Origin of the sequence: Sphingobacterium sp. HJSM2_6, assembly GCF_049316305.1 — a bacterium.
Lineage (GTDB): Bacteria > Bacteroidota > Bacteroidia > Sphingobacteriales > Sphingobacteriaceae > Sphingobacterium.
Genome location: NZ_JBMOXB010000016.1, coordinates 45,132 through 60,489 on the forward strand (window position 1 = coordinate 45,132; position 15,358 = coordinate 60,489).

Here is a 15,358-nt window from a genome sequence, read left to right on the forward strand (position 1 = left end):
ATTTTTTGCACACACAAATCATCCTATAGGCTAGCGTCTGCCTACTAGCTTACCGACTACCTTACCTGGAGAAGTTAACCACAATAAGATAAAAGTTAATAAACCGTTGTAAACGATCAATTCAAAACCTATTTTGTATGCTGTATACGGAAATACATACAATGAAAGTAAAAATATCAACATTGGAGCAATCACACAGATAAATGGCACCAACTTATCATTTACTTTTCTATTGGTCAAAATACCAAAAGCAAACAACCCTAATAGAGGTCCATAAGTATATCCTGCTATCTTAAATATCGCAGAAACCACCGAATCATCATTTATCCAATTAAAAAGCAAAATAACCAATAACATCACTAAAGAGAAGGCAAAATGCACATAGTTTCTTTGCTTCACCAACTTAGGATCATTCGGGTTCTCTTTTTTATTAAAGTTTAAAAAGTCTACACAATAGGATGTGGTTAATGCTGTCAAGGCTGAGTCTGTAGTCGCAAATGTTGCGGCTGTTAAGCCCATCATAAAAATAATTCCTGGCAACAAGCTTAAATGACGTAAAGCAATTTCTGGATATAAATAATCTGATTTTCCTAAATCAGCAATCTTGATTCCATTCGCATCTGCATAAAAATACAATAACGCTCCTACCGCTAAAAAGAATATATTGATTACAATAAAAATACCTGTAAACGTCATCATATTTTTCTGCGCTTCACCGATAGTCTTCATGCTTAAGTTTTTTTGCATCAAATCCTGATCTAATCCAGTCATCGCGATCGTAACAAATGCTCCACCAATGATATGCTTCCAAAAATGTCGCGTATCGCCCAACAGATTTTCCCATACAAAAATCTTAGAATAGGAACTTTCTTTCACCTTTTCAAAAGCTTCTCCTATGGACAGGCCAAGACCATCAGCCATAAAATAAATAGAAAGTATTACCGCTAAAACCAGAAAGGTCGTTTGCAATGTATCGGTAATAATGATGGTCTTCAAACCACCTTTATTCGTGTAAAGCCAAATTAATAATAAACAAACCGATACCGTAAGGAAAAATGGAACATTCCAGGCATCAAATATATAACGTTGCAATACAATTGCCACCAAATACAAGCGAAATGCTGACCCGATGGTTCTTGATATCAAAAAGATCATCGCCCCAGATTTATAACTTCTATGGCCTAAACGCTCCTCTAAATACGTATAAATGGACGTTAAATTCATACGATAATACATCGGCAATAATACGTAAGCGATAATGATAAAACCTATCGCATTTCCAATAACAAATTGGAAATAGCTAAAATTATTCGCATCCGTCAATCCAGCTGGTGTATTCCCGACATCACCTGGTACAGAAATAAATGTCACGCCAGACAAGGCTGTACCAATCATTCCAAAGGCAACCATGTACCATTTCGAATTTCGATTCGCCACAAAAAAAGTACTATTATCGGCTGTGCCCTTTGAAGTAAAATAAGACACGCCCAATAAGATCGCAAAATATACGACCAAAAAGGTTAATAATATTATTGGAGTCATAGAGATTACAATTAATTGCTTTGGTTAAAATTATCTATTGCTTTACGAACATTGCCAAATTCTTCGATTAAAGCCGTTGCTGTTTCTTCATCCAATCCTGTTTCAGCCATTACCATCCGTACACCACGACCAACCAATTTATGATTGGACAATTGCATATCAACCATTTTATTCCCTTTTACACGACCTAATTGAATCATGACTGCTGTACTAATCATATTCAACACTAATTTCTGTGCTGTACCTGCCTTCATACGCGTTGATCCTGTCACAAACTCTGGCCCTACAATTACTTCTATCGGAAATTGTGCTCTTGCTGCTATTGGTGAATTTCCATTACAAACGATACAACCTGTTGCAATCCCTCTCGAATTCGCCGCGTCTAATCCTCCAATCACATAGGGAGTAGTCCCTGAAGCTGCAATGCCAATCACCACATCATGCTCATTAATTGCATATTCCTCTAAGTCCTTCCATGCCTGATTTAAATCGTCTTCTGCAAATTCTACCGCTTTACGAATCGCTGTATCTCCTCCCGCTATTAATCCGATTACCCAATCAAATGGCACTCCATATGTAGGTGGACATTCTGAGGCATCCAAAATCCCTAAACGACCACTTGTTCCTGCTCCAATATAAAACAATCTTCCTCCAGCTTTCATTCGGTCAACTACAATCTTCACCAATTCTTCAATCTGTGGAATTACTTTTTCAACAGCTAAAGGAACTGTTTTATCTTCATTATTGATGTTCACTAATAATTCTTGAACCGACATCAAGTCTAGATCCTGATAATTTGAATCCTTCTCCGTTGTATTCACCATAACATTCTGCATTTGCAATACATTCATTAACATTTCGTAAATATGCGACTTTTTGATAAAAAACGCAAAAACACGCAACTATATTTTATAATTCATCTAAAGTGACGAATTTGTAATCTTTATTTTTTAATTCGGTAATCAATTTATCTAAACGATTATAAAATTTATCCGCCCTTCTAGCATCGGTACCTATATGAATTAATACAATGAAACCTTGCATACCATATTTTTCCTCGTAGCTCAGAAGTTGCTCCATGATACGATCTGAACTCATATAACGGCTACCCATTTCTGGATAGGTATAATCTGCTGCAGTCCGCAATCCTGGGGTTAAATTGATTAGTTGTAATCCTCGCTCTTGAGTCCAAGAACCAATGGCCTTATTATACCATTCAAAAGGAGCCACAAATTTATCAATGTTTAGCATACCTAGGGCATTAATTTTAATAATATTTTGTGTTAAATCTTCATTATATTCCTCTTTAGAAATCAATAAACTATCCCGATTTTCCCACGGCGAATACAATAAATGCTTATCCGAATGTGGACCTACATAATGTCCATCCAGAATTAATGCCTTCAGAATTTGAACGGAAGGTTCATCTTCCAAAAATTTACCCGTAACAAAAAAACTACCTGGTACTTTATGTCGTTTTAAACTCTTAGAGATGCTTGGCAAACCATCCCTAAATTCATCCCCTGTAAATATTAAACTTAATTGCCTTTTACTGGTATCACCAGCTATAGTAGCGCCATAAGGATCAATTAATCTTTTTTTTTAGATTCAAATTCTTTGGCTGCTAGCAGGTAAACCAAAGATGCTGTTCCATCCATCGTCGGTTCATTCGTGCTATAATCACCAAAATCATCATGATAGACAACCAAATTACTTTGGAAGTCTTTATAGCTATCTTCGTTATAAAGCTGTATTCCAATCAAATTATTGAATATACTAGCATATACTGGTCCGTCCACTAGTCCACCATCTATAGGAAAACCATGTAAATACGTAAACGCTGAATGTGGATCTACTGGTGTATCGCCGTCACTTGGTAGTCCATAAACCATACTAGTACCCCAGGGATTAACCCCAAATAACCAATCAATATTTGCTTGTGCTAATTCATCAAACTGACGATCATGACTTACTTCCTGATACCAAAGACATTGTATAGCAAAAGCTGTAGTTAAATTATTACTACACCATATAAACGGAACACCCCGATAAAAAACATTTTCTTTTGCACGATCCCAAACCTGCGTAATTCCTTCTTTATAATACTTGATGGCTTCTGCTTTAATTTTCTTATCCTTTGATTTTGCCAATTCATAATGGCCTAAATTGATGAAAGGATAATATTGATAATGATTCGCAGTATCTCTTACTATCCATGGTGTCACCGTTTCTTCTCGTGCAAAACGCACCGCTTTATCCAGATATTCTTCCTTCTGGTGCAAATGATACATGGAAACTTCTGCAAGCTCCATATCGTCTACCCAATTATCTTCTGCATAGATGTATGGTGATTTCACCGAAACTGTTTGAGTAACTCCAGGCTTTTTATAAGCAAATTGGTAGGCGCTACCCGCCTTCTCCTTCAATAATTCTGCATATGACTTGTCTGCACTAGCCCATAATTGATGACCGAGCCCAAACGCACTAACAAATTTAGCAGCTGTAGAACTCGTGCCCGTAGTATTATTCAAAAGTTTACCACGCTGTTGCGGAAGTCCATTGATGAAATATACTGGACGCTCATGACCTCTGCCATAAATAGAATCTTGACCTGGCAGTCTCAATTTGGTATGATCCCGATCATCTGCGATTTGATTGTACATAATATGTGGTTCAGGATGCATTTTCAGCAACCAGTCCAAACCCCATTTAGCTTCATCCATTACATCCGCAATTCCATTGCTTCCATCGAGTCCGTTTGCTTGTTTTTCATCTGTAAATACCGACCGAAAATCCCGGTAGGCAGATAGCAAATGATAAGTTGCATTCGCTGAAGTTGTTGCATACTGCAGATAATCGGAGGCATCATGCCACCCGCCTGCTACATCCACTCGAGTACTATCGGCTAATCCAACGGAGGAAGCATACATGGTAAAACCATCATGGGTATGACAACTATCTTGTAAATAAGGATTAAATAAAGTTCTTTGTTGACGCATATACCGCAAAGCAAAGTCAGCAGTTCCTTTATAAACTTCATTATTAACTCTAAATTTTGGAGATTTAACGCCATCATCCGTTTGGATATAATATTCACCGCTTGATTTAAGTGCAGTAAAATTTAAGCGATATCCTTTACTAAAAGGGCCATATGCACCGAATGCTTGACTTACTTTTCCTTTGTAAACCGATTTTCCACTGTGTAAATCATGAATTTCAAAACTCTTTAACGTCTGATCCGATTTAGAAACCCAAACAGCAACTTTTGAGGATTGAGGTAAATAGCCTAGCTGATTAATACGAATCCATGATTTATCTTGACTAAACGTACTTAACGCTAAAAAAATAAAACCTACGAGCAATACAATACTTTTCTTCATAACACTAGATTATAAGGCTAATTGAACTATTTTACCATCCATCGTACTAGCAATGACCTTATTTTTTAAAATTAGCACTGGATTAATCATTCCATTTGAAATTTTATACTGCCAAAGGATCGCTCCAGTTTTAGCTTGCACTGCTGTCAATAATCCTTTATCACTTGGAACAATAACCACATCCTTTTCGCTCTTAATCGCGGATGGTGCTAATTCGTAAGGTAATTTCAACTTAGCTTTCCAACTGACAGTTAAGCCAGAACTAGTGACAGGTACACCAATAACCTCCCCATCCATGGTTTTAGCGTATACTGTTTGGCCATCTGCCGATAGGCCCATAGATTCACGCACACGGATATCTGGATTTTTCTCTCGCCATATTTCTTTGCCCGTTTTCAAGTCCAATGCGGTCATGAAGCGATCTGGTGCCACTATAAAGACACGACCATTGGAAACTACCGGATAACATGCTGCTGCCGAAAACATCCGGTTTTGATGCCCATTATCCCAAGCCCAAACTAAGGCGCCATTCTGTTCATTCAATGCATAAAAACCATTAGACCAACTTCCAAAAATCACTTTCCCATCGGCTAGCGTTGGTTTACTAGACACATATCCATGCACCGCTTTAAACTCCCAGATTAAATCTCCAGATTTCAGATCAATAGCGCGAAATATACCATCAGATCCGCCGATAAATACTTTTCCAGATTTTATAGCAGGAGAACCTAAAACAGCCTTTTTTGTTTCCAATTTCCAGATAAGCTGCCCATTTTTTGCATTTAAACCATAAATATAGTGATCCGAAGAACCGACTACCAAAACGCCTTTACTCACGGTTGGAGTAGAATAAACCTTGCCTCCCGTTTTAAAAGTCCACACTTTTTTTCCTGATTTTGCGTTTAACGCATACACATCCCCTACCGTATTGGCCGCAAAAATATGTTTGCCATCTGAATCTAATCCTGCACCTATGTCTCCATGATCTTCGAACTCCCAAATTAGTTTCGTACTGTTCGTATTCACCTCATAATTCGGTCGTATCACGACAGGTTTTGAATCTTTATTCAACGGTTTCAAAGCTACAGTCAGCCAAGGAGATTCCAAAGAACCTAAAGGACGCTTTACTTGAAAAATAGCATTGCCATTGCCTATACTGATGACATTATAACCACCAATACTATCCTTTGCTCTTAAATTTGAACGCGACATTACCCCTGGAATTCCTTCCCAATCGTACAACTGGTTTTGATGCCCATGTCCACATAAAGCAAGTTGTATATTTCTACTTTTTAAGCGGTCAATCAACTCATACCAATTATTTAAATCAGCATTTAGCGGATAATGATTGATGGAAATCAATGGTTTTTCACGATTTAGGTTTCCCTGAAACACAGAGTCTATCCATACTAAATTTTCTCTAGGAATCTGACCAGGACTCATCCGCATATTCGGCCCTGAAGCAGAACCTACAAACTGAAAACCCTTATGCTCAAAGAAAAATGTTTCTGACCCAAATACCTTTCTAAAACTATTCGCTCCACTTTCTGACCAATTACTATCATGGTTGCCCGGCAAAATGTATAAGGGTAATTTTAAACTGTCTAAAATCTGTTTTCCCAAAGCCAGCTCCTCATCAGAGCCAAATTCTGTAACATCTCCAGAGAGGATTACAAAATCAATATCTTTTGATTCATTTAGGTCTTTTACAGTCCTGCGCAAATCATCGGCTCCAGTACTTCCCCCTATGTGGGTATCTGTAACTTGAGCGAATTTGAACGATTGTCCAAAAAGGGAAAATGGTAATAAAAGTAGGATTAGGATAATTCTTTTCATGCAATAAGTTTAATCATAAATATCAATATAAAGGCTAGAAAAATCTAGCCTTTATTTTTACTTAATTTTAACGGTTAATCTTCCCAACCAGGATTTTGAGTTAACGTAACTCCCTGATCTTTATACAATCGGATTTGATCTCTCGGAATCGGATTTAAATAAACTTTCTCCCCTGTAAAAATTCGTTGCGTTTCAGCTCTAAATGCAGGTTTGATATATCCGATCCGTGTAGTTGGACCACCAGTTACGGTTAAATTTTCAACCAGTAGTTTTCCAGTGCCATCTTTGTAATCATCTTTGTTAATCCAAGCACCCAAGTTGATTTCTGGATGGTTATTCGTATCCATGGTAGGCAGAAGTTTCCATCTTCTCAAATCGTTATAACGGAATCCTTCCATCATTAATTCTACACGACGCTCTCTTCTGATTTCCCAAAGAATAGGGGAAATGGTCGGATCACGTTCCGGATCATTAATGCTGACTCCATCTACCAAGGCATTCTGGCCAGTAACTTCAAGTTTAGGCAACGATACACCTGCTCTGCTTCGGATAACATTGATCGATAAATCCAAATCAGTTTGTGTTAAATTACCAAGCTCCGCTACAGCCTCCGCATAATTTAATAACACCTCTGCATACCGGATTATCGGTGCATCCGTCTCATTTAAACTACCACTTCCTTCTGGATTATTTTTAACCCCTTCATTTAAAAATTTCATTACCGCATAACCAGAAGTACTTGAATTCGGTGATACACCAACCAAACGATATTCTGGAGCTAAAATTTGATTTAAACGAGGGTCACGATCAGTCAATACATCAGCGATCGAATGATCTCCCTGATACAAAGGCGACTGATCTACAGGAAGACCATCTTTTGACAAATAGCTTCGTACTGCATCACGAGAAATTCCTGTTTGTGCTTCCTTATTGTTATAAGACATTAATGCATGAGTTAACAAACCAGTCACATAACGTCTATACATGATCATTTCTGGGTTACCTGTTAAGCTCAACGAAGAAAATAAATCTCTATAATTAGGGCCTAAAGTATATCTTTTCGACGTTATCAACTCATTAGAAGCCCATTTAGCAGCTTCTAAATAAGTTTTTGCGCGTGCTTGATCGGTTGTATGGTATTTCAACCAAGTCCCTTGAAACAACATAATGCGAGACATGAATGCTAAAACCACATCTTTATTTACATATAATCCCTTTTCACCGACATCAGCTACCCGAACATTTTCGGCCGCAAACTGTAGATCTTCAAGAATCTTGTCTACAACCAAACTTCTAGGGTCGCGTGGTTTATACAAAGTGGTTAAATCCGTTTCGCTAATCACTTGATCATAAAATGGCACATCTCCAAATCGGCTTACCATATCGTGGTATTCCATCGCACGGAAAAAGCGAGCTACACCAGACCAATGTTTATTAGCCTCTTCAGATATAGGAGCACGTTGAATACGTTCTAAAAACACATTCGCTTTTCGTACCCAAGTAAAGCCCCATCCTCCACCTGTTTCCGGAACGATTCTCGTGAATTCGCCAGGACTAGAGCTTGCAAAATCATCATTAAAGGCTTGACCTGAAAAATAATTTCCCCAAGTAAATCCAGAACCATATCCCGTAAAATAACCGGTATAAAAACCATAAGAGAATGTTCTGATATTTTCCTCTTTGGTCCAAAAATCTTCATCTGTCATCGTATCTTGGGGATATTTCTCCAAGAAATCTTTACTACAACCCGTGAAAACTGCTGTTGTTCCTATAATTCCTATAAAAGCAACGATCTTATTAATAAATTTCATGTTAAGATTCAATTTATATTATAACCCTAATTGAACACCAAAAGAAAAGGATCTTTGGAATGGATAAACGCGACCAAAGGAATTTCCATCATTGATACCCCAACTGGTATAATCCGTTTCTGGGTCGATTGGAATATTCGTATTCTTTTTCTCAAACAAATTCTCGCCACTAAAGAAGATACGTGCTCTGCTAAACTTCGCACGCTCTACCAAATGCTTAGGTAAGGAATATCCTATGGTTAAGTTTTTCAATCGCAAATAAGACATATCCATTAAGTACTTGGTCTGCGGCATAAAATTTCTAGTCGCATTGCTTTGTCCTTGATCAGTAGGGCGTGGATAATACGCATTCGGATTATCTTCTGTCCAATAATCCAATTGATGCTCGTACCACGCTTCTCCTGGACGGAATCCTGGAACAAAAACTGTCCCACTTGCCCATTGACTACGTTGACCTACTCCTTGGAAAAACACGCCCAAATCAAAACCTTTGAATTCCATATCTAAACGAAATCCATATTGATATCTTGGATTGCTATAACCTATGATCTTACGATCACCTGGGTTCTCCACAGTACCGTCTCCAGTAGAAATTTTACCGTCTCCATCTAAGTCTTTATACTTGATATCACCAGGTCCATAAAAGAACCAACCACTTTCAAATTGTTTCTGATCTGCAATACCATCATTCAAGATCCATTTACCTGCAGCATCTTTTAACAAATCACCATTTCCATCTTGTTGAAAATCGTCTTTTGAAAAGAAACGATCCGTTTCATAACCCCAAACTTCACCGATCACTCTACCTTCATAGTTAGACGTAATTAAGCGAGTTGCATTATTAAACTTGGTAATACGTTCCTTGAAATCACTCAACTGTCCTGAAACACTGAAAAATAATCCGTTATCGAAGGAATGTCTAAATTTCACTTCCGATTCCCAACCTTTCGTTTCCATAGCACCTGCATTTACACGTGGTGGATTTGCTCCGAAAGAACCTGGTAAAGTCGATCCACTACTTAGCATATCACTCGTAGTTCTTTTAAACCAATCAAAAGTTACATTTAAGCGATCTCTAAATAAACCAAAATCAGCACCAAAATCTACATCGGTTACTTTTTCCCAAGTTAACGTAGGTGAAACTACGGTCGGTGTTCCAACGGTGTTTAAGAAGGCGTCTCCAACCAACCATCCAGAAGATGTTGGATTCATGGTGGAGATAAACGCATTGGTTCCCACGTTTTGATTTCCAACCATACCGTAAGATCCTCTAATTTTCATAAAAGATAATACCGGTTTCAAAGGATCCATAAATCCTTCTTCAGTAACTACCCATCCTGCAGACATAGCTGGGAAAAATGCCCAACGATCGGAGGAAGGAAAGCGAGAAGATCCATCTTGACGTCCACTCACTTGCAACAAGTATCTGTTTTTAAATGCGTAGTTAATACGTCCTATATAACCTAGTGTTGCCCAATTTCCTAATGAACTTCCTGCAGTTTGAACTCCAGTAGCTAAAGCTAATTCGCCTTTATCTGGATCCATCAATTGCATTTTTTGAGAAAAGTGGTCTCCACCTTGATACATTTCCATGTTCATACCGGCAGTAAATTTCAAATCATGATCACCAATTACTTTATTGTAATTGAAAAATCCGTTGAATACATGCCTATCTTGGTAGTAGGAGGTATAATTTACACGATCATGCGCCGCAGATGTGAATGTGCGGTATGGCATATCGCCTCCACCAGCCCAAAAATCTACCCCTGCTACCGATCCACCAACGATATGATCTCTTGCACCATAATTCGTATAGGTATAATCCGCATCAAAGGTTAAACCATCAATGATATTTAAGGTCGTTCCTAGGTTAATCCTAGTCATACCCATTTTATATTCATTCATTTTTGCTTGCTCCACTTCCGTAATGGCATTACGAGTTGGGTTACCACCTATCGTACCATATGGGAATACCTTCTGCCATCTGTACAAATAAAACCAAGGGTCATATGTCCCTCCACCAAAAGAGTATGGTGCAGTTTTAGTGGTATTTGAATACAATAACTTACTGCGTACCGATACCCATTTATTTACTTTAGCATCAATCGACGCATTCAAGTTATACCGCGTAAATTTATCTGGATTAACTTTCAACACCCCTTTTTGATCGATATACCCTAAACCTAAGTTATAGGAAATAGCACTACTTCCTCCATTTAGATTCACGTTATGGGTTTGTTGAGGAGAAAATTTATTCATATACATGGCGGCAGCATCCCAAGGGCGATAGAAAAATAATCTACCTCCACGGACTTCCCAGTCACGGCCTTGCACCAATTCATTTCCTAAATCTTGTCCGCCATATAATTTTTCCCATTCACGCATTTTCTCGATGGCAGTTTGATCATAGTTTACTCCTACTGCACCAAATACATTCGTATTAGGATTTGTACGTTGCATAGCATTTAGCGCTACTTGAGCTCCATCCGCTGCATTTGCAATTTCTAAGATCTCCGTAGGCTTTTGCCAAGAGAAATTGTTCGAATACGATAATTGATTTGGCGTATCTTTACGCCCTGTTTTTGTTGTAATTAAAATTACCCCCCATGCCGCTCTTGTTCCATAAACGGAAGTAGATGCCGCATCTTTTAATACTGAAACACTGGAAATATCTTCCGGATTCACCATTTGTAAATTCGGAACTTCCACGTTATCTACGAGGATTAATGGAGATGCTGATCCCGCATTTAATGATCCCGTTACCCCACGTAATCGAATGGTTGGATTGGTTCCTAAATCTCCACTTGGGGAAGTAATCGTTAGTCCTGGTACAGAACCTTGAAGTGCCTTACCAACATCTGTTATTGGTCTTGTTTTAAATGTTTTTTCCACATCTACAGAACTCACAGCACCGGTTACATTCGAGCGTTTTTGAGTACCATAACCTACGACAACCACTTCGTCCAAGCTGTCGCTTGATGGGTCTAGGAATACATTTAATGTATTACCAGATACGGTTACTTGTTTAGATTCAAAACCTACAAATGTAAATTTTAATGTAGAACCTACAGCTGCTGTAATACTGTATTTACCATTGGCATCAGTTACGGTAGTTTGGTTACTACCTAGCACATTTACTGTGACACCAGCGATAGGACCTGTAGACCCTGTGACTGTTCCAGAAATAGGATTCTGGTATACAGCTGATGCTGATTTCCAATCAGCAGATTTTTCTAGGGCTCCAAAACCAGTTCTTCCATAAATGGAGGCATAGCTTGGCATGGTTAGACCTAGAGCGAGAGAAAAGAGTAGAAGTCTTCGCATTGCTAAATGATTAAATATTAAAAATTTGAGTTATCATAATTAGGTCTATTTCATTTAAAACATGAAGAAACCTGCATAATTTCGTCTAAAAAAACATTATAGAATGCTATAATGCGCACGTTGTTTCAATAACAATATAGGGCTCAAGAAATCATGAGCCCTTTGTTTTTCATTCAAAATCTGGGTAGAGTAAATATTTTTTACGAAGCTCTTTATAGGCTTTTAGTTCCGGTTCCCAGCTCTTCCGAATCTCAGCCTCTGACTTTCCAGCTATAATTTGCTTCCTTAATTCATCGGTACCAGCCAACTTATCAAAGAATTCTGCCCTTGCAAAAAACTTAGATTTATCTGGCATATTTTTGTAAAAATGTAAGAGATACTTCAAGGTAAACTTTTCTTTATCCGGATCTAATTCCCTTAAATCTAATCCATAGTTTACTTCTCCTTTACCCTCTACATGCTTTACCATTCCAGCTTTTTCTCCTGGGGTAAATGTAAAATCACCATAAACTGGATTGGTGTATCCAACCACTTGAAATGGCCAATCTGTACCACGACCTACTGAAATATCCGTTCCTTCGAATAAACATAATGAGGAATATAAACGTACAGACAAATGATTTGGAAGACTAGGAGACGGCATTACAGGTAATTCATATTTGCTAGCATGGGTGTAATTTTCTACAGGAATTACTGTTACCTTACATTGTTTACCGTCTTTTAACCATTTTTCCCCATTGATCATGTGTGCTAGTTCTCCAACGGTCAATCCATGAATCATAGCAATTTTATGAAAGGATACCCCAGATTTAAATTTATCATCTTTACGCACTGGTCCATCCACTTGATCTCCACATGGATTTGGGCGATCTAAAACTATCAATTGCTTATCATGTTTTGCACACAATTCCATGACCTCGTGCAAGGAAGTGATGTACGTATAAAAACGCGCTCCCACATCTTGCAGATCAAAAATCATCACATCAATAGAATTTACTATAGAATCTTGCTTTTCATTTTTACCATATAAGGTAAACAAGGGCAATCCCGTTTTCTTATCCACGGCATTGCTCACCTTTTCCCCGCGTTCAATATCCCCTCTAAAACCATGCTCAGGAGCAAAACCAAATTTCAAATCCACGTTCTCCCGCAGCAGTACATCCACTAAATGTTCTTTTTCAGCGCCAACTATGGTCGTTTGATTTCCCATCAATCCCACTTTTTTCCCTTTCAACTGAGGAAGGTACGCCGTCAATCGATCTGCAGCTGGTAGGATTACTTGCTGATTATATTCGGAAGTCTTTACAGTAGCTGCTGAAGATGGCGTTGTTTTTTGGCTTGTTCCACAACTATTCATTAAAAAAACGCCTAGAAGTGCGGTATGAATAAAATAATTTTTCATTAGTAGTTCATGATGTAAATGCAGATTCATCAATATTTCATGATAAAAATAAAACAAATCACGCATAATTACGCACAATTTGTAAATTTTTGTGCAACAATTACTAATTAAGCCAATGTAAGACCGCTAAAAAACGCAAACATACTTAATTGGAAAATTATTTTTTTATTGAAAATGAGGGTTCTAATGAATAAAAACAAATGGTTGATGCAAACGATTGCAAAACTTAGTGTACAATAAACACACTAAAGTAACTTTCTTGTGACTTTACTAACTTCTAAATTAGAGCCCACTAAAAAGCCGAATAGCTTTAATACGCTATTCGGCTTTCTTTGCTTAGGAGCATGTTTGGTTTATTCTACTTCTTCACCGATATATTCACCTTCATTTCCTAAACGATCTACTGCTTTTACCGCAACAGCTGATAATTTTTGTCCATTCTTTATTTTAGGTAGACTCATTTCAGTCTGAGCTGCATCCAAAATTTCCAAATTCCAATGTTCACCATATTTGCTATAAACTACCCATTTAAACACTTGTTCAGATTGTTTATGTAACCACTTCGCAAAAATACTACTTGGCTGTTTGCTTAGCATTAAGGTAGGTTGTAAAATAGGATTCGAAGACAGCCATGGTGAAGCAGGAACCAAGGCATTTTCACGGTACAAACCTTCGCGCAATTCCTTTAATAAAGTTGGGTTTTTTGTTAAACCAGCAATACTCCAATGCACTGCTCCTACACTTTTTGGCGTAATTTCTCGAGTCACTTCAATTTGCCTTTTGATTTCTTCCGTACGATTTGGCGCACGTACCTCGACGGTATTCAATCCTGGCCAAAGATGCCTTTGATGCTTATTTTCGGATTGCCACCATTTTAATAAGGCTGAAAAACTTTGCTTCGGCGGGTCAATAGGCCAATACAATTGAGGCGTAAAATAATCAATCCATCCCTCATTCAACCATAATTTAGCATCCGCATATAATTCATCGTACTGGGAACTGCCCACCACTCCTGCAGGGAAACCCGGTTTCCAAATACCGAATGGACTAAGTCCAAACTTTACAAAAGGTTTTTCTGCTTTGATTTCTTGATAAATACGTTTTATAAATTTATTTACATGATCACGACGCCAATCCGGGCGACTTAAAGATCCACCAGTACGTTTATAAGCTGTCCAGGTTGCATCATCTGGAAAGTCTGCGCCACCATTATATGAGGCATAGGGATAAAAATAATCATCAAAATGAACACCGTCAATATCATAACGCTTTACAATATCACGTACTACCGCCGAAGCATGATCCTGAGTTGCTTGATTTGCAGGATCAAACCAATACATGCCATTTCGCAATCGAACGACATGATCAGCTGCTTTTTTAACCATCGATTCACTAGTGACTACGCCGCCATTACTATGATGTGCACGATACGGATTTAACCAAACATGCAATTCTAAACCCCGTTTATGCGCCTCTGCCACCCAAAACTCCAATGGATCATAATATGGACTAGGAGATTTCCCAATACTCCCGGTCAAAAAGTAAGACCAGGGCTCTAAAGATGAATTGTATAAGGCATCTGCAGATGGGCGAACTTGAAAAATAACCGCATTAAAATTGTTCTCTTTCAACAAATCCAACAAATTGATAGCTTCTTGTTTTTGTTGTTCCGTACTTAAATTATTTTTACTTGGCCAATTGATATTGGCTACCGTAGCGATCCACGCTGCGCGAAACTCCCGGGGTGCAGCAGGAAGATCTGCTTTAAAAACAGGTTTTTCCTCCAATTTTTTGACCGCAACTTTAGGCAGCTCCTTTTTGTCTGGAACTTCCTTATTTTTATTCTCTTCAACGACGATCGGTTCAGGTTTATTGACCTGAGACTCTTGTACGGCTTCAATAGATTCTTGCTTTTTATTCTTATTCGCCTGTTTCTTAGACTTACAAGCTGTGATTGCTAGGAATAAAATAGCAAGGAATGCTAACGGTAATAATCTTCTCATCTTAAAATCATTCTAACATACAAAACTACACTTTTTATTATCGTTAAGTCAAGTTGCACA

Annotated in this window: 9 protein-coding genes; all 9 read right to left on the minus strand. The window is 38.1% G+C overall.

What is annotated here, in order from left to right:
* Nucleotides 1–30: 30 nt before the first annotated feature.
* A complete protein-coding gene (locus ACFRAE_RS14120; RefSeq protein WP_422797811.1) occupies nt 31–1,542 on the minus strand; it encodes a sodium:solute symporter in 1,512 nt (503 codons plus the stop codon).
* 11 nt (nt 1,543–1,553) lie between these two features.
* Nucleotides 1,554–2,393: an N-acetylmuramic acid 6-phosphate etherase gene (gene murQ / locus ACFRAE_RS14125; RefSeq protein ID WP_422797812.1), complete on the minus strand. Its 840-nt coding sequence runs from the start codon at nt 2,391–2,393 to the stop codon at nt 1,554–1,556.
* A gap of 58 nt (nt 2,394–2,451) precedes the next feature.
* Entirely contained in the window at nt 2,452–3,045 is a 594-nt protein-coding gene (locus tag ACFRAE_RS14130; RefSeq protein ID WP_422797813.1) for a polysaccharide deacetylase family protein, read from the minus strand.
* A gap of 86 nt (nt 3,046–3,131) precedes the next feature.
* Complete coding sequence (locus ACFRAE_RS14135; protein ID WP_422797814.1) at nt 3,132–4,922, minus strand: glycoside hydrolase family 9 protein; 1,791 nt, start codon at nt 4,920–4,922, stop codon at nt 3,132–3,134.
* Nucleotides 4,923–4,931: 9 nt separating this feature from the next.
* Complete coding sequence (locus tag ACFRAE_RS14140) at nt 4,932–6,758, minus strand: PQQ-binding-like beta-propeller repeat protein (RefSeq protein ID WP_422797815.1); 1,827 nt, start codon at nt 6,756–6,758, stop codon at nt 4,932–4,934.
* 74 nt (nt 6,759–6,832) lie between these two features.
* Nucleotides 6,833–8,569, minus strand: coding sequence for a RagB/SusD family nutrient uptake outer membrane protein (locus ACFRAE_RS14145; protein ID WP_422797816.1), 1,737 nt, complete (start codon nt 8,567–8,569; stop codon nt 6,833–6,835).
* Nucleotides 8,570–8,587: 18 nt separating this feature from the next.
* Nucleotides 8,588–11,893, minus strand: coding sequence for a SusC/RagA family TonB-linked outer membrane protein (locus ACFRAE_RS14150; RefSeq protein WP_422797817.1), 3,306 nt, complete (start codon nt 11,891–11,893; stop codon nt 8,588–8,590).
* 169 nt (nt 11,894–12,062) lie between these two features.
* Nucleotides 12,063–13,295 (minus strand): exo-beta-N-acetylmuramidase NamZ family protein, encoded by a 1,233-nt coding sequence (locus tag ACFRAE_RS14155; RefSeq protein ID WP_422797818.1) that lies wholly within the window; start codon nt 13,293–13,295, stop codon nt 12,063–12,065.
* 353 nt (nt 13,296–13,648) lie between these two features.
* A complete protein-coding gene (locus ACFRAE_RS14160) occupies nt 13,649–15,298 on the minus strand; it encodes a glycoside hydrolase family 10 protein (RefSeq protein WP_422797819.1) in 1,650 nt (549 codons plus the stop codon).
* Between the last annotated feature and the right edge of the window lie 60 nt (nt 15,299–15,358).

Bases quoted from the DNA above. Each gene is read 5' to 3' on its own strand.
- ACFRAE_RS14150 (WP_422797817.1), bottom strand. From the start codon at position 11,893: ATGCGAAGACTTCTACTCTTTTCTCTCGCTCTAGGTCTAACCATGCCA.
- ACFRAE_RS14160 (WP_422797819.1), bottom strand. From the start codon at position 15,298: ATGAGAAGATTATTACCGTTAGCATTCCTTGCTATTTTATTCCTAGCA.
- ACFRAE_RS14135 (WP_422797814.1), bottom strand. From the start codon at position 4,922: ATGAAGAAAAGTATTGTATTGCTCGTAGGTTTTATTTTTTTAGCGTTA.
- ACFRAE_RS14120 (WP_422797811.1), bottom strand. From the start codon at position 1,542: ATGACTCCAATAATATTATTAACCTTTTTGGTCGTATATTTTGCGATC.
- ACFRAE_RS14155 (WP_422797818.1), bottom strand. From the start codon at position 13,295: ATGAAAAATTATTTTATTCATACCGCACTTCTAGGCGTTTTTTTAATG.
- murQ (WP_422797812.1), bottom strand. From the start codon at position 2,393: ATGAATGTATTGCAAATGCAGAATGTTATGGTGAATACAACGGAGAAG.
- ACFRAE_RS14145 (WP_422797816.1), bottom strand. From the start codon at position 8,569: ATGAAATTTATTAATAAGATCGTTGCTTTTATAGGAATTATAGGAACA.
- ACFRAE_RS14140 (WP_422797815.1), bottom strand. From the start codon at position 6,758: ATGAAAAGAATTATCCTAATCCTACTTTTATTACCATTTTCCCTTTTT.